Origin of the sequence: Candidatus Electronema sp. JC (assembly GCF_048287365.2) — a bacterium.
In the GTDB taxonomy this organism is placed as follows: Bacteria; Desulfobacterota; Desulfobulbia; order Desulfobulbales; family Desulfobulbaceae; genus Electronema.
This window is the reverse complement of record NZ_JBLWEM020000021.1, coordinates 18665-40195: the sequence shown is the minus strand read 5'-3', so window position 1 is coordinate 40195 and position 21531 is coordinate 18665. Positions and strand designations below refer to the sequence as shown.

14 protein-coding genes are annotated in these 21531 nt (G+C 62.3%); 5 read left to right on the top strand and 9 right to left on the bottom strand.

Annotation, left to right across the window (positions count from 1 at the left end; all coding sequences use genetic code 11):
* Positions 1-6 precede the first annotated feature (6 nt).
* The 4 genes from ACNKH3_RS02855 to tilS are packed head-to-tail and all read left to right on the top strand — an operon-like array spanning position 7 to position 6647.
* Positions 7-2958, top strand: a complete 2952-nt coding sequence (locus ACNKH3_RS02855; protein WP_417916095.1) for a CheR family methyltransferase — start codon at positions 7-9, stop codon at positions 2956-2958.
* 19 nt (positions 2959-2977) lie between these two features.
* The gene (locus ACNKH3_RS02850; protein ID WP_420208168.1) at positions 2978-5119 is read left to right on the top strand and encodes a sensor histidine kinase; all 2142 of its coding nucleotides are present in this window, start codon (positions 2978-2980) and stop codon (positions 5117-5119) included.
* A complete protein-coding gene (locus ACNKH3_RS02845) occupies positions 5116-5577 on the top strand; it encodes a response regulator (protein WP_420208167.1) in 462 nt (153 codons plus the stop codon). Before ACNKH3_RS02850 ends, ACNKH3_RS02845 begins: the two co-directional genes overlap by 4 nt.
* The gene (gene tilS, locus ACNKH3_RS02840) at positions 5574-6647 is read left to right on the top strand and encodes a tRNA lysidine(34) synthetase TilS (protein WP_420208166.1); all 1074 of its coding nucleotides are present in this window, start codon (positions 5574-5576) and stop codon (positions 6645-6647) included. The genes ACNKH3_RS02845 and tilS overlap by 4 nt, the downstream gene beginning before the upstream one ends.
* Here tilS and ACNKH3_RS02835 read toward each other — a convergent pair.
* From ACNKH3_RS02835 to larB, 8 genes are all read right to left on the bottom strand, one after another.
* On the bottom strand, positions 6589-8823 hold the full coding sequence (locus ACNKH3_RS02835; protein WP_420208165.1) for a HEAT repeat domain-containing protein: 2235 nt from the start codon (positions 8821-8823) through the stop codon (positions 6589-6591). The genes tilS and ACNKH3_RS02835 overlap by 59 nt on opposite strands.
* Before the next feature lie 119 nt (positions 8824-8942).
* Positions 8943-9536 (bottom strand): Maf family protein, encoded by a 594-nt coding sequence (locus ACNKH3_RS02830; protein ID WP_417916348.1) that lies wholly within the window; start codon positions 9534-9536, stop codon positions 8943-8945.
* A 129-nt stretch (positions 9537-9665) separates the two neighbouring features.
* A complete protein-coding gene (locus tag ACNKH3_RS02825; protein WP_417916347.1) occupies positions 9666-10286 on the bottom strand; it encodes a hypothetical protein in 621 nt (206 codons plus the stop codon).
* A complete protein-coding gene (trmFO, locus tag ACNKH3_RS02820; RefSeq protein ID WP_417916346.1) occupies positions 10283-11614 on the bottom strand; it encodes a methylenetetrahydrofolate--tRNA-(uracil(54)-C(5))-methyltransferase (FADH(2)-oxidizing) TrmFO in 1332 nt (443 codons plus the stop codon). The genes ACNKH3_RS02825 and trmFO overlap by 4 nt, the downstream gene beginning before the upstream one ends.
* Positions 11615-11633: 19 nt before the next feature.
* Complete coding sequence (locus ACNKH3_RS02815; RefSeq protein ID WP_420208164.1) at positions 11634-12545, bottom strand: NotI family restriction endonuclease; 912 nt, start codon at positions 12543-12545, stop codon at positions 11634-11636.
* Positions 12539-13714: a DNA cytosine methyltransferase gene (locus ACNKH3_RS02810; protein ID WP_420208163.1), complete on the bottom strand. Its 1176-nt coding sequence runs from the start codon at positions 13712-13714 to the stop codon at positions 12539-12541. The genes ACNKH3_RS02815 and ACNKH3_RS02810 overlap by 7 nt, the downstream gene beginning before the upstream one ends.
* A gap of 7 nt (positions 13715-13721) precedes the next feature.
* Positions 13722-16298, bottom strand: coding sequence for a protein translocase subunit SecD (secD, locus tag ACNKH3_RS02805; protein WP_420208162.1), 2577 nt, complete (start codon positions 16296-16298; stop codon positions 13722-13724).
* Positions 16299-16441: 143 nt separating this feature from the next.
* Complete coding sequence (gene larB, locus ACNKH3_RS02800; RefSeq protein WP_417916371.1) at positions 16442-17206, bottom strand: nickel pincer cofactor biosynthesis protein LarB; 765 nt, start codon at positions 17204-17206, stop codon at positions 16442-16444.
* Positions 17207-17325: 119 nt separating this feature from the next.
* Between larB and ACNKH3_RS02795 the strand changes: the two genes are divergently transcribed.
* A complete protein-coding gene (locus ACNKH3_RS02795) occupies positions 17326-20391 on the top strand; it encodes a cache domain-containing protein (protein ID WP_420208161.1) in 3066 nt (1021 codons plus the stop codon).
* Here the strand turns inward: ACNKH3_RS02795 and ACNKH3_RS02790 are convergent.
* Complete coding sequence (locus ACNKH3_RS02790; RefSeq protein WP_420208160.1) at positions 20388-21362, bottom strand: zinc-binding dehydrogenase; 975 nt, start codon at positions 21360-21362, stop codon at positions 20388-20390. The genes ACNKH3_RS02795 and ACNKH3_RS02790 overlap by 4 nt on opposite strands.
* Positions 21363-21531: the final 169 nt, after the last annotated feature.

Below are 21531 nucleotides of genomic sequence, written 5' to 3'. Positions count from 1 at the left end.
GACGACATGGACAGCTTTCCTTTTCAGAACGGCGGGCTGCCGCCGGAGACCCATGTGGTGGGCATAGGCGCCTCGGCGGGCGGTCTTGAGGCTCTGACCAGCTTCTTCAGCGCCATGCCGCCGGACAGCGGCATGGTCTTCATCGTCGTGCAGCACCTCTCGCCCAACTGCCGGAGCATGATGGGCGAGCTGCTGGCCAGCCACACCGCCATGCCGGTCTGCATGGCCGAAAACGGGATGCTGGCCGAGCCGGACTGCGTCTATCTTCAGCCGCCGCAGACCTGTCTCAACCTCTTCAACGGCAGGCTCCTGCTCGACGCGTTCAACGGCCAGCAGGGCCTGCATCTGCCGATTGACTATTTTTTCCGCAGCCTGGCCGAAGACCGCAAGGACAAGGCGGTGGCCGTGGTGCTGTCCGGCACCGGCAGCGACGGCAGCCGGGGCCTGCCGTCGATCCGCGAGGCGGGCGGCCTGATTCTGGTGCAGGAGATCGCTGACGCGGGCTTTGACGGCATGCCGGGCAGCGCCGCCGCCACCGGGCTGGCCGACTACATCTGCCCGGCGGCGGAGATGCCCGCCAAAATCGCCGAGTATGTCCGCCACCCCTTTGTCCGGAAGAAAATTGAGCAGGTGGCCGCAGACGAGGAAGCCTCACTGACCCGGATCATCGCCCTGCTGCGCACCCAGCAGGGAATAGACTTCACCCGCTACAAGCCCTTCACCGTCATCCGCCGCATCACCCGGCGCATGGCCATCGCCCGCTGCGCCTCGCTGCACGACTACGCCGAATTCCTCCTGCCGAGGCCGGGCGAGGTCAGCCAGCTCTGCCGCGACCTGCTGATCGGAGTGACCAAATTTTTCCGCGACCGGCGCGAGTTTGACTTTTTCCGGGAGAAAATTATCCCGCAGATGCTGGAGCAGGCCGAGGGCCGGGGCGAAATCCGGATCTGGGACGCAGGCTGCTCCACCGGCGAGGAAGCCTACACCATCGCCATGCTCCTGCATGACCACCTCGCCCGCCGTCATGCGGAGCGCAAGATCAAAATCAAGGTCTTCGCCACTGATCTGGACCAACACGCGGTGGAGAAGGCGGCGCGCGGCTTCTACCCGGACGGCATCGCCGCCGACATGCCGCCGGAGCTGCTGGAACGCTACTTCAGCCGGGTTGAGAACGGCTACGTGGTGCGGCGGCACATCCGAGAGCTGGTGATTTTCGCCCGGCAGAATCTCCTCAGCGACCCGCCCTTCACCCGGCTGGATCTGGCGGTCTGCCGCAACCTGCTCATCTACCTGCTGCCGCCCCAGCAGAAGGAAGTCCTCAGCATTTTTCATTTCGCCCTCCGGGAAGGCGGCTTCCTTTTCCTCGGCAGCAACGAGACGGTGATGGACGCGGCGGAGAGCTTCGCGGCGGTGGACCGGCAGATCAAAATTTACCGGCACACCGGCAAAGGCAATCTGCCGCTGGCCCGGCGGCTGCGGCTGGCGGTGAAAACCGCGCCCGCAGGCAAGCTGCAGCCGCCGACAGGAGCTGATTCCTCGCGGCGGCATTTAGACATGGCCCGCAGGCTGGAGCTGCGCGAGGCGTACTACCAGCAGATCATAAGCAGGCTGGCCGCCGCCTGTCTGGTGGTCAACGGCGGCGGCGAGATCATTGAGACCTTTGGCCACACCGACCTGCTCCTCCAGCCGCAGCCAGGCCGGATGAACCTCAGCATCAGCAGGATGCTGGCGCCGGAGCTGCTTCTGCCCGTCACCAGCGCGCTGCGGGCCTGCCGGCAGGAGGAGGGCGGCGAGGTGCTCTACGACGGCATCCGGGTCAGCGGCGGCGGCAAAAACTGCCGCTACCTCCTCCGGGCGGTGCTGCTGCCGGACGACGAGGACCGCATTTTGATCGCCTTGGAGCGGATGCCGAACAGCAGTTTCGCTGAGGCTTCGGCAGGCGCATCTCAAGAAGAACTTGGAGCTAAAGCGGCGGATGAAGAGATCCGGCGGCATGTGCTGGACTTGGAGCGGGAGATTCAGTTCACCCGCGAAAGCCTTCAGGCGGCCAACGAGCAGCTGCAAACCTCGAACGAGGAGCTGCTGGCCTCCAACGAGGAGCTGCTGGCCTCCAACGAGGAGCTGCAAAGCGCCAACGAGGAGCTGAACTCGGTCAACGAGGAGCTGAGCACGGTCAACACTGAATACCAGAGCAAAATTCTTGAGCTGACCGAGCTGTACAACGACATTGACAACCTCTTCTGCAGCACCGACATCGGCTTCATCTTTGTGGACCGGCAGCTCCGCATCCGCAAATACACCCCGCCGGTCTGCCGGGCCATCAACCTGATGGAGCAGGACGTGGGCCGGAAAATCAGCGACATGTCCGCGCCGCTGCTCGGCGACGTGGAGACTGAGTTCGGCAGGATGCTCGCCACCCGGCAGAAACGAGAGAAAGTGGTGCGGCACGGCGAGGGCTGCTGGTATTTAGTGCAGTTCATTCCCTATCTCGACGAGACCAACGAGGTCAGCGGCATGGTGATCTCCTTGGTGGATGTCAGCGGCCAGAAAAAGGCCGAGGAAGCCCTGCGCCAGTCGAGCGAGATACTGGAGCAGATTCTCGCCGCCAGCCCCGCGCCGACCATGATGGTCACGCAGGAGGGGCTGATCTGCTTCGCCAACGAGATCGCCGCCGGACTGTTCGGCGCGGCGGCCAAAGACTTGGAGGGGCAGCCGCTCTGCTCGGTTCAGTTCTGCTTCACTGACTTGGACGGAGCAGCCTTTGCCGAACCGGGCGAATTCATCAGCGCCGCCGTCGGGCAGGCGAAAAAAAAGGAGCCGATGGTCATCCGCCTCAAAGGACGCGACAGCCGGCAGGAGTATTTTCTCACCGTCAACGCCAGCGTCTTGAATGTCAAAGAGAGCAGGCTGCAAGGCGTGGTGCTGACTTTCACCGAAGTGGCGCGCCATCAGTTCTGAGCGGACCACGCACATCATCATGACTGACAAGCAGAAAGCCCTGACTCTTGCCGCGCTGGTCCTCAGCACGGCCCTCTGTCTTCTTGCGGCGCTGACCGCCTGCCTGCTCTACCGCACCACCCTGCGGCTGGAGAGCCAGCGGCTGGAGGAAATTGTCAGCAGCCATGCGGCCCTGATGCAGGAGTTTGTCCGCTTCGCCGCTGGCGCCGACGATCCGCTGGCCGAAGTCCTCAAGGCGCATCAGCAGAAGCGCTGCTTCGGCGAAAGCGGCGAATTCGCAGCCGCCCGCGTGGAGCAGGGGCAAATTGTCTTCTGGCCCGGCCTGCGGCGGCAGGCCGGCGGCATCCCGGACGCGCTGCCCTTGGACTCGCCGCTGGCGGAGCCGATGCGCCGGGCGCTGGCCGGAGAGACCGGTTCCCTGATTGGAACAGACTGGCGGAACAATACCGTGCTGGCCGCTTATCAGCATCTGCCGGAGCTGCGTCTCGGCCTGGTGGCCAAAATTGATCTGGCCGAAGTGCGGCGGCCTTATTTTCGGGCGGCAGCGGCGGCGGGCGGCGCAGCCCTGCTGCTGGTGCTGGCCGGAATGACCGTGCTTCTGCGCTTCAACCCTTTTTTCCGGCGGCTGGAAGAGGAGAAGCTGCGGGCGCAGAACTATCTTGACATCGCCGGAACCATGATCGTCGCTTTGGACGCGGCAGGCCGGATTCAGTCTGTCAACCGCAAGGGCTGCGAGATGCTCGGCGCGGAGCAGGAGGGGCTGGCCGGGCTGTTCTGGGTCAACCACTGCATTCACCCCGATGATCAGGACGCGGCGGAGGTCTGCCTGCGGCGGCTGCTCGCCGGCGAAGCCGGACAGATTGACGGACAGGAGTTCCGCCTGCGCACAGTCCAAGGCGAAGAGCGGATTGTCGAGTGGTCAGGCCGGACGCTGCGCTGCGGGCGGGACGGAAGCGTCGGGGTGCTGGCGGCGGCGGCGGACATCACTGAGCGCACGCGGATCGAGCGGCATCTGCATGAATCCAAGGAGGAATTTCAGGCCACCTTCGAACAGGCGGCGGTCGGCATCGGCCATGTCAATCCCGACGGCACGTGGCGGATGGTCAACCGCAAACTCTGCGCCATCCTCGGCTGCGGGCCGGAATATCTGCTGGCCCGGCGCATTCAGGATGTCACCCATCCGGCCCATGCGGAACGAAGCATGGCCAAGGCTCAGGAGCTGGCCGCTGACCCCGCCCTGTCCACCTACACGATGGAGAAGCAGTATCTGCGCAAGGACGGCAGCGCAGTCTGGGTCAGCCACACGGTCTCTTTGGTGCGGGACAAAAAGGGCAGGCCGAAATATTACATTTCGGTGATTGAGGACATTCAGGCCCGCAAGGAGATGGAGGATGCCCTGCGCGAGCGGACTGAGCTGCTGGTGCGCTCCAACAAGGAGCTGGACGACTTCGCCTACATCGCCTCGCACGACCTCAAGGAGCCGTTGCGCGGGATCATGAGCTACAGCACCTTCCTGCTGGAGGACTACGGCAGCCTGCTGGACAGCGAGGGGCGGAACAAGCTGAAGACCATGGGCGATCTGGCCGGGCGGCTTTCAACGCTGACCGACGACCTGCTGACCTACTCGCGGGTGGGCCGGCTGGAGCTGGCCCGCAGGCCGGTGGATCTGAACCGGCTGGTCGAGGATGTGCTGGCCACTCTTCAGCTCAGCTTGGAGCGTGAGCAGGCGGCAGTGCTGCTGCCCAAGCCGCTGCCGACTGTGGCCTGCGATGCGGTGCGGATGCGCGAGGTGTATTACAATTTAATCAGCAATGCCTTGAAATACAACGATAAGCAGGAGAAGTGGATTGAGGTCGGCGCGCTGCGCCGCTGGAACGATCCCGCCCAGTCAGTCTTCTATGTCTGCGACAACGGCATCGGCATCCGCGACAAACATATCGACAAGGTTTTCACCATGTTCAAACGACTGCACAACGGCAGCAAGTTCGGCGGCGGCACCGGCGCGGGCCTGGCTATCGTCAAAAAAATCATCGAGCGGCATGGCGGGCATATTTGGCTGGAAAGCGCGGAAGGGGAAGGCAGCATCTTTTGCTTCACCCTGTCCGGCGAGCCGGACAGCGTCTTCTGGCAGGACGGCGGCGAGGGGAGGGCAGGACTGTGATCAATCCGCCTGACGAAGGACAGGACATCCTGCTGGTTGAGGACAGCGACGTGGATTACGAGACTGTGCTCCGCGCTTTCCGCAAAGGCCAGCTGCGCAGCCGGGTCATCCGCTGCGAGGACGGCGACGAGGCCTTGGACTATCTCCACCGCCGCAACCGCTTTGCCGCGCCGGGCGCCGCGCCCCGGCCCGCGCTGGTGCTGCTGGATCTGAATCTGCCCGGCACCGATGGCCGCGAAGTTTTGGAGGAGATGAAAAGCGATCCCGCCCTGAAGGACATTCCGGTGATTGTGATGACCACCTCTTCCGATCCCCGCGACGTGGAACGCTGCTACAAATACGGGGCCAACAGCTATGTGGCCAAACCGGTAAGCTTTGAGGGCTACATGGAGGCGGTGCGGCGGCTGCACAGCTACTGGTTTGACACAGTGATGCTGCCGGACACCGCAGGCCGATGAGGCTGGAAAGCCGCTTCCTGCGGCTGCTTGCCAGTCCCTGCGGGATCAGGGCAGGGCAGGGCGTTGTGACGGCGGTCTCCGGCGGGCCGGATTCCATGGCTCTGCTGCATCTGCTCGCTGATGCCCGGCGCGCCCTGCGGATTGAGTTGATTGCGGTTTGGATTGACCACGGCCTGCGTCCGCTGGAAACGCCGCAGGAGCGGGAGACAGTCGCGGCGGCGGCAGAGCAGCTCGGCATTTCTTTCCTTCCCCGGCAAGCATCCGTCGCCGTTTATGCCGTCGAAAAACGCCTTTCCATTGAACATGCCGCCCGCGAGCTGCGGTATGCGATTCTGCGGGAAGCGGCCCGCAGCTGCGGCGCGGAGCTGATCGCTGTCGGCCACACCGCCGACGATCAGGCTGAGGAGCTGCTGCTCCGGCTGCTGCGCGGCAGCGGCCGCAAAGGGCTGGCGGGCATGAGCATGAGAAACGGCGACATCATCCGTCCGCTCCTGCGCTTCAGCAAGCAGGAGCTGCTCGCTTGGCTGGAGCGGCGCGGCATCGCCTTTTGTTATGACTCCTCCAACAGCGAGCGCAAATTCCTCCGCAACCGGGTGCGGCATGAGCTGCTGCCTTTTCTGGAGGAGCGTTTTGAGCCGGGCATCCGCAGCGCATTGCTGAAGACCGCTGACAGCCTAACAGCGGATGAGGATTTGCTGGAGGAGCTGACAGGCAAGGCGTGGGATGAAACAGTGCGGGAAGAAGGCAGCGGACTGACGAAGCTGCTCCGGCAGCCCTTCCGCAGCCTGCGTCCGGCTTTACAGCGGCGCGTGATGGAACAGCTGCTCTGGCGGCTCGGCAGCCGGGCTGATTATGAGCAAATTCTTCTGCTCACCGAGGCGGCTTTGCAGGGCCGAAACCGCAGCGAGCTGCATCTGAGCGGCGGCCTGCGGGCCGGGATTTTCGCCGACAGGGTCGAATTTTCCTATCCGGCGGGCCGCCGGGCCTGGCGGGGAAGGCTTCTGCCCGCCCCTAACCGAGCACCGTCTGCAGCTCCTCCTGCTCCAGCTCCTCGTCAAAAACCAAACTGATTTTGTACTCGCCCGCCTCCTCGTCCGCAGGCTGGATGGACAGCACCTGCCCATGCACGTTCAGCTCCGGCGGATTTCCGGCCACCGGAATGGTGATCTGCATGGTGCGGCCTAAAAGCACGCGGATGTGCTTCTGCTGGGACATGCGGAAGACCATCGACAGGCCGCCCCTTGAGACATCAGCCAGCCTGCCTTTGAATTTCTGGCCGATGGGCCTGCCCGGCGTGTCCATGACTTGAAAATCAACTTTACGGGAGAGAGTGTAGCGCTCGAAGACCCGCCGGTTGAGGCCCTTGCGCTGAAGCAGGTCGCGGATATTGTTGGTGCTGTTGTAAAAAATTTTCAGCTTCTCTTCCAAGCCGGGGTAGGCCTCTTTCCAGCGCTCGAAGCAGGCGCGTTTGAGGATGGAAATCCGGCTCTCCGTCACCGCGCTCATGCTCACAGTCCAGACCGAGGTGCTGAAAAAATTCTCGCCCGCCAAATCGCCGTCGCTGAGGCTCTTGATGTAGATTTTTCGGTCGTTCTTCTTGTAATAGACCCGGATCGTGCCATGATTGATGAAGAACAGCTCGTCGTTGCGCTCGCCCTGCCGGACAAGAATTTCCTCCGGCTCCAAGATGCGGTTTTCCAGCTCGTGGTAGATGGCGCTGAACTCCTCTGAACTCAGCTCATGAAGCAGGTTGGACCAGATGTCCAGATAGCCGCGCACCTGCACCCCGCTTTTCGCCTCCTCGATCAGCTCGGCGGACTGGATGATTTCGGCGATGGCGTTGGGATTGATTTCGCTGAAGCGCTCTTTCAGCCGCTCGGCGTTGAGCAGATCGCCCTCCTGCACGCATTCAGCGATCAGCTCGAAGAGATGGCGGGCCGCCGCAGCCCGGTCGCCGGACATGGCGGTGCGGATGATGCCCGCCTCGCGCGCGGCAAAGGGATTGTTCTGGGTCGGCACGTCTGAGGAGACAAGGCCGGACCGCTTATGTTTGCCGCCGTGGCTGATGAGCTGGATGGCCTGCTCCGCCGCCCGCAGGAGCTGCTGCTCCGCCGGGCCGCCTGCCGCGCCCGCGTTGGCGGCGATGACCTTTTTCAGGGTCGGCACCGCCTTGACCGAGCCGATCTTGCCCAAAGCCTGACAGATGGTGGTCTGCAAATTCAGCCCGGTCTTGCTTTTGATCAGCGCGGCTTCATCAAGCAGGTCAGCCAGCGGCGCGACCAAGCTGCTGTCGGGAATGTCGCCGAGCAGGGCCGCCACCAGCTCTGTGAGCTGCCTCGGCGCAGTTTTGAGGGCGCGGAGGAAAAAATCCTTTTTGCCGGGCGCGTCAATCCGGCTGGCGGCCCGCAGCACCTCGCCTTTGACCCGTATGTCTTCATGGTCAAGAAAGGGTGTGATTTCGGCGAAGCAGGCCGGGCTGCCCTTCTCGCCGAGCAGGCGGATGATGTTGCGGATCAGGTACCAGTCGCCGGTCTGCCGGAGAAGCTGACAGAGGCTCTTCTCCGCCGGCGCGCCAATCTCGCTGAAGAGCTTGAGCAGCGCGTCGGCCTTGTCCTCGCACTGCTTGAGATTCTGAGGCTCCAGCAGGAACTCCGCCGCCGCCCGCCCGAAGACGGCGAAAAGCCGCCCGGCATCATGGCCTTTCTCCTTGTCAAAAAGATATTCGACCAGCAGCAGCTCCAGCAGAGGGCGGGTGGCGAGATCGCCGATCAGCTGCTCCACCCGCTCGCGGAGTTTTTCAGCTTTGGCAGGAAGTGCGGACGATGCTGCGAAAACAAGCAGGGCGCGGCGGGCGGAGGCGTAGCGGCCCATCTCAATCTGATAGGCGGCAAAGGTGGACAGGGCGGTGATCAGCTGCCAGGCGCCGACCTCGTTCGCCACCGCCGCCGCCAGCGCGGTCTCCGCCGCAGGCAGGAGTTTGTCCATCCGCTGCCATTCCTGATGGACGATGAGCAGCTCCAGCACGTCGGTGAGATAGCAGGCCGCCTTCAACCGCATCCGGGGATTCTCAACCCGCAGCCCGGCGGCGAGCTGCTCCAGCATCACGTCAATCTGGCGGTTTTTCTTCTCCGCCAGCAGGGCGCAAAGGGTTTCCGGCAAAGTGCTGCCGCCGCTCTCCTCCGGGGCAGCCTTGGCTGCGGCTGCCTGCGGCTCCGCAGGACGTGCTTTGGATGAAATGGCGTTCATAGGGCGTTGTCGTTTGGATGAAAGTTCCCCGTTCTGGCCGCTCTGCCGCCCGGGGGCGGAACCCGCTGAGCCTTGTACTCAGGATAACATTATTTTCCGCAAAAAGACAACCCCGTTTTTCAGGACAGAGGCGCAATGACCCCGCGCCGCAGGAGCAGGGCGACGCAGGCGCTGAGGGGCAGGCCGATCACATTGGAGCAGGAGCCGCGCATGGATTGCACTAAAAACGCCCCGCCCGACTGAATGCCGTAGGCTCCGGCCTTGTCAAAGCTCTCGCCGGTGCGGATGTAGGCGGCCAGCACTGCGTCAGGGAAGTCGGCGAAGGTGACTTCGCTGGTTTCGGCCACAATTTCCGAACAGCCTTCCCGCTGGCAGATCAAGGCCAGCCCGGTGATGACCTGATGCGTCCGGCCCCGCAGGGCGCGCAAGATTTCCAAGGCATGGCCTGCATCAGCGGGCTTGCCGATGATCTCGCTGTCGAGCGTGACCACCGTGTCCGCGCCGATCACCCAGCTTTCCCGGCGGCTGGCGGCGACAGCCGCAGCTTTTTCCGCCGCCAGCCGCCGGGCGAAATCAGCAGCCCGCTCGCCGGAGAGGGGGCTTTCGTCAATGTCAGCAGGCTGGCAGGTGAAATCAAGGCCGAGATGGCGGAGAAACTGCTTCCGCCGGGGCGAGGCTGAGGCGAGGATGAGAGGCTTGAGCGCGGTGAACATGGGCAAGGAGATGAGATATGGAGACAGGCTGCGCCGGACATGCTCCGGCCATCCATTAAAGCGGCAGTGATGATGAGCGGCAGCCACATTTTGATTTCAGAAAAAATAGTTTGAAAATCAGCCGGATGATCATTCTTCCGTCACCGCCTTGGCGATCTGCGCGATGTCTTTTTCCGCCACAGCGACCACGCCGCCGCTTTTTTCGGTGATTTTCGCCGTCCCGGCCAAATGCTCGACCTTTTCGGCGTAATAGGTTTGGCCGGAACGTAAGATCACCACCTGCGTCTCAGCTTTGCTCGTGATGCCGAGCGGTTTGAGGACAGCGGTTTTGAGCGCGTCCCGCCTGCTGCCGGGCAGCAGCGCGGCAGCGAGCACAACAAAGACAATGACCAGCACAGCCGCTCCGGCCAGCAGAGCGGCCTTGCTCCGCCTGCCCGCTCTCCCTTTGGGCCGGACTTTACCTTTCCGCACTTCAAAGAATTCATACTCGCGGTTGTCGATCATGAATTCCTCGCGCAGGCTTTTGAGGGCCGGATTGCAAACCGAACAGGTGCCGCCCGCCTCGTCAATCAAACTGCCGCAGCGTTTGCAGAGCAGCTTGGAATTCCGGCTGGAGGAGGAAAAGGCGAGATTCTTGTGCAGCGCAAAGACATTGCCGCAGTCCACGCAGCGGAGCATCTGTTTGCTGCCGATCTCCTCTGCATTCTCGATCAGATAGTATTTGCCGCAGGTGCCGCATTGAAATTTCATGTTCCTGCCCTATTTGATGAAATGCTTGCGTTCCATTCCTCCAGCAGGCGCAGGGCCCGCTCGGCCCGCTGGCCGCCCCGGTCTTTCTTGCGCACCCGGCCCGGCAGCGGCGGGAAGAGGCCGAAGTTGACATTCGAGGGCTGGAAATGAGCCGGATCGGTTTCGGTGAGGTGACGGATCAGCGCGCCAAGGGCAGTGCCAGCGGGCGGCGCGGCCATTGCCTGCCCCAGCGCCAAGCGGGCGGCGTTGATGCCCGCCAGCAGGCCCATCGCCGTTGACTCCACATAACCTTCGACCCCGGAGAGCTGTCCGGCAAGGAAGAGGCCGGGCCGCTTTTTCATCTGCAAGAACTGGTCGAGCAAGACCGGGGCGCAGATAAAGGTGTTGCGGTGGATGGAGCCGAGGCGGACAAACTCCGCCTGCTCCAAGCCGGGAATCGTGCGGAAGACCCGCTGCTGCTCGGCATAGGTGAGCTTGGTCTGGAAGCCGACGAGATTGTACGCAGTGCCGTCGCAGTTCTCGGCCCGCAGCTGGACAACCGCGTGCGGTTCCCTGCCAGAGCGCGGATCAGCGAGGCCGACCGGTTTCATCGGCCCGAAACGCAGAGTGTCCTTGCCGCGTGCGCACATCACCTCAATCGGCAAGCAGCCCTCAAAATACTTCGGCTCCTCGAACGCCTTCAACGGCACAGCCTGGGCATTGCCGAGCAGCTCAATGAAGGCGTTGTACTCCGCCTCATCCATCGGGCAGTTGAGGTAATCGCCCGGCGTATCGTCATCCCAACGCGATTTGCGGTAGATCCGCTCCATGTTGAGCGAATCCGCCGCAATAATCGGGGCGATGGCATCATAAAAGGCGAGATGCTTTTCTCCGGTCAGGGCGATCAGGCTGGTGGTCATGGCCTCTGAGGTCAGCGGCCCGGTGGCGAGAATCAGCGGCCTGTCCGTCTCCGGCAGGGCTGTGACTTCCTCGCGGATGACGGTGATGCGCGGATGCGCGTCCATGACCCTAGTCAGGTATTCAGCGAATTGCTGCCGGTCAACCGCCAGTGCTGTGCCTGCCGGAACAGCGCTGGCCTCAGCCGCCCGGATGACCAAGGAATACAGCCGCCGCATTTCCTCCTTCAGCAGGCCGACCGCTGTGTCCGGCGCATTGGAGCGCAGGGAGTTGGAGCAGACCAGCTCGCCGAGCAGCTCGGACTCGTGCGCCGGGCTGAAGCGCGTCGGCTTCATCTCGTACAGTTCCACGTGGCAGCCGCGCTGCGCCGCCTGCCAAGCCGCCTCGCAGCCAGCCAGCCCGCCGCCGATGATTTGAATTGCCGCTGTCATCTTGTTGTTAAAAAAATCACTATGATTGCAACAGGCCAAGAACTCGCTTGACCGCTGCGTCAAGCTCTGCGCCGGAAGGAAGATTTGGCCCGGAGATGAAACGGTTGGAGAAATCAGCCAAGGTGAAGCGAAACTTCCGCACAGGCAGCAGTTTTCGCTGACATCCTGCCTGTTTAGCGATACCTAACTGATACGTAAAGACGGTCAGCGTGTCAGAAGCGGCCTGTGCGGCATGAGAAATATCTGCGCCGACAACATCTTCAAATTTTTTGAAAACGACTTCAGGAAGGATGAAATACAGCCCTTTTTTGACGAAGTTTGAACGCGAGCAAATAATTCCTTTGCGGATGAGCTGGGGAATAAGCCGCTTGTGGACATTGGCCCAGTTCAGACCGTGATTTGAGGAAGGAATATCTTCACGCTGTTTTTTGGTGATCGGCAAATTTTTATATCCATGCCAAGCGTCTCTGTAGTTTCCAGTGATGTCCAAACTCTGCACTTCAACGCCAATGTACTCAGCAAGCTGCCCGTCTGCAAGCCGGGCAAGCACCCAGTCTATCGAAAGGCTCCGCCCCGCCTGAATCTCCTTTCCTGAATTCTTGCCAAGAGCAACAACGCAGTCCCTGATTTTGCCGCGTTGTTCAATATATTCGCTGAAGAGCAAAAAAGGAATGTCGCCGAACGCATCTTCAGCCGCCTGCCGCAGCACGGCGTAGTTATCCGCATAAAAACGATTTGGACAAATGATGACATCGCCATGAGGTGAAGTCACTGCGCAGGTGCCGTAAACAATGCTCTGGTCGTGATTGATTTTAATGCAGGCTTTGCTGACAAATGGACATGCGCCCAAATTCCACAATGACCTTGCCGCAAAGGAAAGATCATCAGGGGCATAGCCAAAAATTTCAACTAAGTCCTTTTTCATCAGCATTGCTCCAGCATCTTGATGATCGTCCGGCCAATTGCGCAGGCCAGCAGCGGCGGCACAGCATTGCCGACCTGCTCATACTGCTGAGTCAACGATCCAGTGAAATGATATCGGTCTGGAAAAGACTGCATTCTCGCCGCCTCTCTGACAGAAATCACCCTGTCTTGGGTCGGATGAAAAAAGCTGCCCCAGTGCGGATCGCATTTGGTCAGAATTGTGGAGCACAGGCCGTTCGGATCAAGCCTGCCGTAGCGTTTGGTGTGGTCGCTCCGGCGGGCGCGCTGCAAACCTGCCGGAAGCAGCTCGAAAGGAATGTCGCGCCAGCTGCCGCCCTGCGGAATATGCCGCAGCCGGTCCAGATTGATAGTACTCAGTCGGTTGCAGCGATGATTGCAGATCTGAGAACTGCCATGCCGCAGAAATTTCTGGTAATCATTGGCCGGTTCCGCAGCATACGGCAGCATTTCCTCTTGCTGCTCAGGGTTGATTTCCGGCAGATCAGAAATGGCATCCCAGACTGTGGTCTGCGGTTTCAGCCGCTGATGGAACAGAGGCAGGATGTCAAGGCAAAGCTCCCGTGCGCCGGTGAAATTTGCCGCAGCCGTCGCCGCATATTCCGGCGGCGGAAAGGCAATGTCCGCCTTTTCTGAACGAAGAGCTATGAAAATGGTGCGGAAACGCAGCTGCGGCACACCGTAATGGCCTGCAAAGAGGATGCGGTGCGCAATTTTGTAGCCAAGCCGGGCCAGCTCCCGGTAAATCTGCTCGACCACTGTGCCCCGTCCCAGCGAGATGATGCCGGGCACGTTCTCTATCAGCACCGCCTTGGGCCGCAACGTCTCAGCTGCCCGCATGAATTCTTTAAAAAGATGATTCCGGTCATCATCTAACGAGCGGACTGGCGCGTTGATGGAGAAGCCTTGGCAGGGAGGCCCTCCGGCGAGCAGATCCAGCTCGCCCGCGTTCAGGCCCAGCCGCGCCGTCAGCTCCGCCGCGCTGATCTGGCGGATGTCGCCCTCCAGCAGCGCGGTGTCAGGGTGATTCAGGCGGTAGGTCGCGGCGGCGGTGGGGTTCAGCTCATTCGCCAGCAGCGGACGGAAGCCTGCCATTTCCAGCCCGCAGGACAGGCCGCCCGCCCCGGCGAAAAGGTCAGCCAGCGTTCGCGCCGCCATGCCGGAATCAGGCCGCAGCAGCCTCGACCTGCCGCCGCTTCACCGTCAGCAGCGGGCTGGCGACAAAGACGGAGGAGTAGGTGCCGACAAGGATGCCCGTAAGGAGGACGAAAGCGAAGTCATGAATGGTCGAGCCGCCGAAGAGGAAGAGCGCGAGCAGGGTCATGGCTGTGGTCAGCGCGGTGATGATGCTCCGGCCCAGCGTCTCGTTGATGCTGGGGTTGATCAGGCTGAACAGGCCCTTCTCAGGATGCTTGCCTATGTTCTCGCGGATGCGGTCGAAGGTGACTACAGTGTCGTTGAGGGAGTAGCCGGCCAAGGTGAGCAGAGCGGTGATCACCAGCAGGTTGATTTCCATGCCGCGCAGCCAGCAGATGCCGAGCACCACGAATACGTCATGGTAGGTCGCGGCGGCGGCGGCCACCGAGAACCGGAAATCGAAGCGGATGGTCAGGTAGATCAGAATGCCGGCCAGAGAGATGAGAATGGCCACAATGGCCTCATTGCGGAGGACATCGGAGACCGAGGAGCCGATCTCAGACTGACTCTCTAACACAAAAGCCGCCTTGCCGCCTTGATTGAGGGCGGCAGTGATCTCGTCGGCCAGATTGCCCACGGTTTCCTGCGAGGTCTTCAGCTTGACCATCAGGCGGTTTTCATCGCTGACCTGCTGGAGATCCGCCGAGCCGTGGCCGCTTTTTCCCAGCTCGGAACGCACAGCATCGAGATTGAAGGGCTGCTCGGACTTGTACTGGAGCAGCGCGCCGCCGGTGAAGTCAATGCCGAGGTTCGCGTCGCCGCGCAGAATTTCAACAAAGGAGAAGAGGCCGAAGAAGACCAGCACCGCCGAGATGCCGAAAGCGATTTTCCGCACGCCCATGAAGTCAAAATTCGGCTTGCTGACAAAAGAAAAGAATTTCAGCTCGCGCAGGCTGCGCCGTGCCAGCAGCCAATCGTAGATCAGCCGGGTGCAGAAGAGGGCGGCGAAGAGGTTGAAGATGATGCCGAGAGTCAGGGTGACGGCAAAGCCTTTAATCGGGCCGGTGCCGAAAAGGAAGAGCACCATGGCGGTGATCAGGGTGGTGACCTGCGAGTCGACAATGGAAGAAAAGGCGTTGCCGAAGCCTGCGTCCACTGAGGAGCGGACTGATTTGCCCAGCGCGTATTCCTCCCGCATCCGCTCAAAGACGATGACGTTCGCGTCCACGGCCATGCCCACAGTGAGGATGATGCCCGCGATGCCGGGCAGGGTCAGAGTGGCGCCGAAAATCGCCAAGCCAGAGAAGAGGAGGAGGATGTTCAGGGCCAAGGTGACGTTGGCGATCAGGCCGGAGGTGCGGTAATACACCACCATGAAGGCCAGCACCAGCGCCGAGCCGACCAAGCCGGCGGCGAAGCTCTTGCTGATGGAGTCCTGCCCCAAGCTGGCACCGACGGTCATGTTCTGGATGACCTCCACCGGCGCAGGCAGCGCGCCCGCCCGGAGGACAATGGCCAGGTCAGCGGCCTCCTCGGTGGTGAAGCTGCCGGAAATCTGCGCCGAGCCGCCAAGGATCTTCTCTCTGATCACCGGGGCCGAGCGCACCACGTCGTCGAGGACGATGGCGAAGCGGCGGTTGACGTTCTTGCTGGTGACATCCGCGAAAATCTTGCTGCCGCGCCCGGTCAGCTCCATGCTCACCAGCGGCTCGTTGAAGGTGCCGCCGAAGCCCATGCGGGCGGTCTTGACCATCTCGCCGGTCATCATCACCCGGCTTTCCAGCAGAAGCGGGGTTTTCAGCTCCTGCTTGGTCTTTTTATCCACATTGCGCTCAAAGGCGATCTCAGTGCCTTTGGGCAGACTGGCCTGCAAGGCGAGATTGAGCTGGCGGACGCTGCCGCCATCCTGCCACTGCCCGGCGGCGACAGCCTGGCTGACGAGCTGGCCAAGATCAAGGCCCGCTTCGTCCGCGACCATTTTGAACTCCAGCTGCGCGGTCTGGCCGATCAGGCCGATGGCCCGCTCCGGGTCTTTCACGCCGGGCAGCTGCACCACGATCTCGTTCTCGCCCTGGCGGATGATCACCGGCTCGGCCACGCCGAACTGGTCAATACGGTTGCGGATGATCTCCAGCGACTGAGCCACCGCGTTCTGGCGGATGAAGTCAACCTCCTTCGCCTTCAGGCGCAGAGTGATGCGGGGAAAACTGCCCGCCTCGGCCTGAATCTCCACGTCGAGGTTAGGAAAATCATCTTTGACGATCTGCTTGACCTTGTCCACGGCCCCGGTGTTGGGCAGGGTCAGCATGGCCTGCTCAGGATTGGGCGAGTCCATCCGCACCGCTGAGATGCCTTGGTCGCTGAGGCCGTCCTTCAGATCGGACGCGGCGAGGTCAAGAGAGTTGCGCACCGCCCGGTCAATGTCCGCCCGCAGAACAAGGTGCATTCCGCCCTGAAGGTCGAGGCCGAGCTGGAGGCCCTTGGGAGCCAAATATTTCTTCCACCAGTCCGGCAGGCCCTTGTGAAAAGACGGCAGCAGGGTGACAAGGGAAAAGAGGACGACAGCGGCGAGCAGGCCGCCCTTCCATTTCAAGGAGCTGTTCATGGGCGTTTCACCAAGACGGTATGACAGGGCAAAGTGCGGGAGCGCGTCCGCCTGCGCGGACTTTTTCTGAAGAAAAGAAACTATACGACAGGAGAGCCGGTCTTGCAACGGCTGGAGCGGCTTTTTTCACCTTTTCCGGCGGCTCAGTCCTGCGGCGGCTTCCGGTTGATCGCCGCCGCCATGCAGGCCGCGCCGAAGCCGTTGTCAATGTTGACCACCGCCAGGCCGGGGGCGCAGCTGTTGAGCATCCCCAGCAAGGCCGCGAAGCCGCCCGCGCCCGCGCCGTAGCCGACTGAGGTCGGCACCGCGATCACCGGGGCCGGAGTCAGGCCAGCGACCACCGAGGGCAGCGCGCCCTCCATGCCTGCGGCGACGATGACGACAGAGGCCCGCTGGAGCAGCCCGCAATGCGCCAGAATGCGGTGGATGCCGGCCACGCCTGCGTCATAAACGGTTGCGGTCTCGTGGCCGAACAGTTCCAGGCAGAGGCGGGCCTCCTCAGCCACAGGCAGATCGGAGGTGCCTGCGGTGACCACTGCCACCGTGCCTCTGCCGCCGCCTTTTGGTGCTTGATCTTCGTTGCCGGTGAGCAGGCGGGCGGTCTCGTGATAGCGCAGCCCCTCGATTTGAGCACAAACCTGCGCCGCCTTGGCCGGATCAACCCGCGTGGCCAAGACCGGCATCGGGCGGCGGAGCATGGCCCGGAGAATCTCCGCAAGCTGACTGCCCGTCTTGCTTTCACCGAAAACCGCTTCCGGCAGGCCGGTGCGCAGCAGCCGGTGGTGGTCGAGCCGGGCTGAGTCCAGCTCCTCTGTCGGCAGAAGACGGAGCTGCTCCAGCGCCGCCTCCGGGCTGATGCCGCCGCTGCGGACTTGGTTCAGCAGCGCAGAAAGCTGTTGTTCATTCATGGACGGCGCAGGATAATAGAAAAGAGAACGCGGAAAAGGGCCGCCGCGCCGGGACAGTTTTGTCTTCGGCGCGCCGGGCGGCTGGGCATCATAAATACTCATTCTCCGGCAATGTTACCATGAAAATATTCACCGAGGAGAACATCGGCAAGCTGATCATCCTCAATTCCAGCCTGGTCGGCCTGCTGATGTGGCTGGGCATCGTCGCCCACACCTACTGGGATGCCCGGATCAGCCTCCAGATCGAGCTGGCGCAGATGGAGAAAAAGTCGCTTCAGGACAAGAAAGACGGCGTGCGCGACTCGGTGCAGCAGTTTGTCCACAGCATGGACGTGCGGCAGCGGATGGCCCAGACGCAGTTTCAGAACAATTTGAGAAATCAGGTGCTGCAAATCAGCGAGATGGCTCTGCACCTGTATGAGCAGAACAAAGGCATGGAGCGGACGCAGCTGGAGCGGCTGATCATTGAGGCGGTGCGCCCGTTCCGTTTCAACAGCGGACGGAGTTTTTTTTTCATCCGCTCGCTGGCCGGAATCAGCAGGCTCTGGCCGCCGGAGCCGGAGCTGGAGGGGCGCAGCGTCTATGACAACAGCAATGAGAACCGGCTGCATGTCTATCAGGACATGGCGGCCTTGGCCAGCAAAGGCGGCGGTTTGTACGAGTATTTTTGGGACCGCGACGGCAGGCCCGCGCAGGCTGCGGCCTACATCGTCCCCTTTCCCCCGTTTGACTGGTACATCGGCGCGGGCGAATATTTGGACGAGATTGAGCGCGAGGTCAAGCGGCAGGCCGGAAACTCCATCCGGCAGCACGATGGCCGTACCGGCGATGAGCGGCTGACGATCATCGATCTGAACGCCCTGCAGGACGGCGGCGCGGGCCTGCCGTCGGTCAGCCCGGCGGACCGTTCCGGCCTGGCCGCCCTGCTCCTGAACAGCGGCGAGGCGGGAAAGCGGAACTGGGAGGAGCTGCTGGCCAGCCTGAAGGAGTTCGGCGAGGTCTTTGTCAGTTACGAGGGCAAAAAAGGCTTGGAGGGCCAGGAGGTATCGCAAATGACCTATTTCAGCCTTTACAAGCGCTGGAACTGGATTGTGGCCGCCAGTTTTGACTACGGCGACCACGAGGCCCTGATCAGCCGGACCAAGGAGCGGCACAAAAAATTGCTGGAGGAAAAAATTCATGTCTCTTTAGCGATTTTCTGCTTCATCCTGCTTGGCGCGCTCTGCATTTCCCTGCTCTTCTCCCACAAAGTCCGCCTGCTGTTTCTCGCCTACCGGCAGCGGCTGGAAGCCTCCAATCAGGAGCTGACCAAGGCCATGGACCGGGCGCAGGCCGCCACGGCGGCAAAATCGGAATTCCTGGCCAACATGAGCCACGAGATCCGCACGCCGATGAACGGGATCATCAACTTGGCCGAGCTGGCTTTGGAAACCAGCCTCACGGACAAGCAGCGCGACTATGTCAGAAAAATCCTGCTCTCCTCCCGCAGCCTGCTGGAGATCATCAACGACATCCTTGATTTTTCCAAAATTGAGGCCGGAATGCTCAAAATTGAGAAGGCGCCCTTCAATCTGCCTGAACTTTTTGACAAGCTGATGCTGATGTTCAACGAGCACAGCAGCCGCAAGAACATCCGTCTCCGCCTCGCCCTTGCCGCTGACCTGCCCCGGCAGGTGATCGGCGATCCGATGCGCCTGCATCAGGTGCTGGCCAATCTGATCGGCAACGCGGTCAAATTCACTGAAGCCGGAGAGATCACGGTCAGCGCCTCGCTGACGCAGCGGAGCTGGGAGCGGGCGGCGGTGCGCTTCGCGGTCAGCGACACCGGCATCGGCATCCCGCCCGAAAAAATTCCCCAGCTTTTTGAATCATTCACGCAGGCGGACAACTCCACGGCAAGGAAATACGGCGGCACCGGCCTCGGACTGAGCATCAGCAGACAGCTGGTCAGCCTGATGGGAGGGGAGCTGGCTGTGGAAAGCGAAGTCGGCTCAGGCAGCGTCTTCTCTTTTGGCTTGGAGCTGTTGCTGCCGGTGGAGAGCAGTGCCGGGGCCGGGCAGGAGGAGGGCGGAGAGCTGGCCGAGGCCAGCCGCCGTCTGCGCGGCTCCCGCATTCTGCTGGTCGAGGACAATCTGATCAATCAGCAGGTGGCGCAGGAGATTTTAGCCAAGGCGGGCCTGCTGGTGGAGACAGTGAGCAACGGCGAGGAGGCGGTGGCGGCGGTGGCGGCGCGGGACTACGACGCGGTGCTGATGGACATCCAGATGCCGGTGATGGACGGCTATGAGGCCACCCGCCGCATCCGTCAGGAGCTGGGCAGGCTGTCGCTGCCTGTTTTAGCCATGACCGCCCATGCAGTGAGCGAAGAACGGGACAAATGCTTCCGCATGGGCATGGACGACCATATCGCCAAGCCGGTCAGCCGCCGCAGCCTCTTCGCAGCCTTGAACCGCTGGATCCGCGAGCGGTCGCAAGATGCCTGCCCGCCGCAGGAGCCAGGCAGGGGAGGGGGCAGGGCGGCCTGCTGCCTGAAGCTGCTGCTGGAGGAGGCCGGGACGGCGGCGCAGCCAGCCGGGCTGGATCTGGCCGGCGGACTGCGGCGGCTGGAAGGCAACGAGGAGCTGTGTCTGAAGCTGCTCAGAAGCTTCTGCCGGGAGCAGCGCGGCATCAGCGCCAAAATGGAGGAGCTGATCCGGGCCTGCGACCTTAAGGGCGCGCAGTACGCCGCGCACAGCCTGAAAGGCGTGGCGGGCAACATCGGGATGCCGGGCATCCAGCAGCTGGCCGGGCAGATCGAGGCGGCTTTGAATGCCGGGCGGCCCGCCGATTTCAGCGGCCAGCTCCGGCAGCTGGCCGAACAGGTGACAGCGGTGGTCAGTTATCTTGACACGCGCCTGGAGGCGGCGGAGCAGCTCTGCGGCAGCGAGCCGGCGGCGCAGCTGCCGCAGAGCTGCGACCGGGCGACGGCGCGGCGGCAGCTGCGGCAGCTGGCTGTCCTGCTGGAGCAGTCCGATTACTCCTCGTTGGAATTTCTGGAGTCGCACCGGGACAGCCTCCGGATGGTGATGGAGCAGAACGAGTTCAGCCGCTTGGAGGGCTGGATTGAAAGTTTCAATTTTGAACCGGCCCTGACGCTGATCCGCAGGCAGCCCGGCCTGGAGGCGGAAAGCGTCTGCGCGGCCTAAAAGGCGAGGGCGAGCTGCTCGCCGAAGGTGAGCACGCCACGGATCAGTTCCTGATTTTTCGCCTTCTCCACCGCCGTCGGCAACTCGTCCAGCGTGAAGCGGTGTGAAATCATGTCGGAGACGATGATCGCCTCCTCTTTGATCATCTGGAGGCATTTGCGGAAATCTCCGGCGGCTGCGCCGCAGCTGGCGGTGAGCCGGATCTGCCGCCGGGCCGCCTCCGCCTCGCTTTCCGGCGACAGGCTGAACAGATTGCAGACTCCGCTTGGAGCGGTCAAGCTGAGGCAGTCTGCTGTCAGCTCCGGGATGCGGACAGAAAGTATGACCACCTCCGCGCCGCGTCCGCCTGTGATCCGCATTGTTTCCTCGCTCAAGCCGTTTTGGCCGGTGTTGACCAGATGGCTGGCCCCCATCTGTCCGGCCAAGGCCAAGCGGGCGGCATTCTTGTCCGCCACGATGACCTTGCAGCCCGACCATTTGGCGGTTTTCAGGTGCATCAGGCCGACTGAGCCGCCACCGACGATGAGCACTGTCTGCCCTTCCTTCATGCCATTGGCGCGGGCGACGGTGAAGGTGCAGGCCAGCGGCTCGGCCATCACTGCGTCTTCAAAAGAAATCTCCTCATCCAGCCTGACCAGCCCGCCCGCCTCGACAATCTCCTTCGGCACCCGCACCAGCTCGGCGAAGGCACCGTTGACGCTGCGGCCCAGCAGGCCGGCGGAATAAACCGCCACCGGATCGCCGGGGAAAAAGCCGCGCACACCCGGCCCGGCCTCGCTGATCTCGCCTGCCAGCTCTTGGCCGGGAATGAAGGGCGGCGGCTGATCAATCTGGCCAAGCAGCGCCCGGACGCTTTCGGAACAGATGCCTGCGGCCTTGGTTCTGATGACGACTTCGCCCGGCCCGGCAGAGGGGTCGGGACATTCTTCCACGCGGAGATTATTGGCCCCGTGCACAACAGCAGCTTTCATAATGTTGACCGCTCAAAAGGATGAAATTCAGGGCAGGCGCGCCCGCCGCTCTCCAAGGACGGCCAGCCGGGCCGGAGGAAAGCGGATGCTGCGAGGCAGATTAACGGAAAGCCGCAGGAAATTCAAGAGAATATTCAGCGGCGGCACGGCATGGGCCGACAAAAAAAGG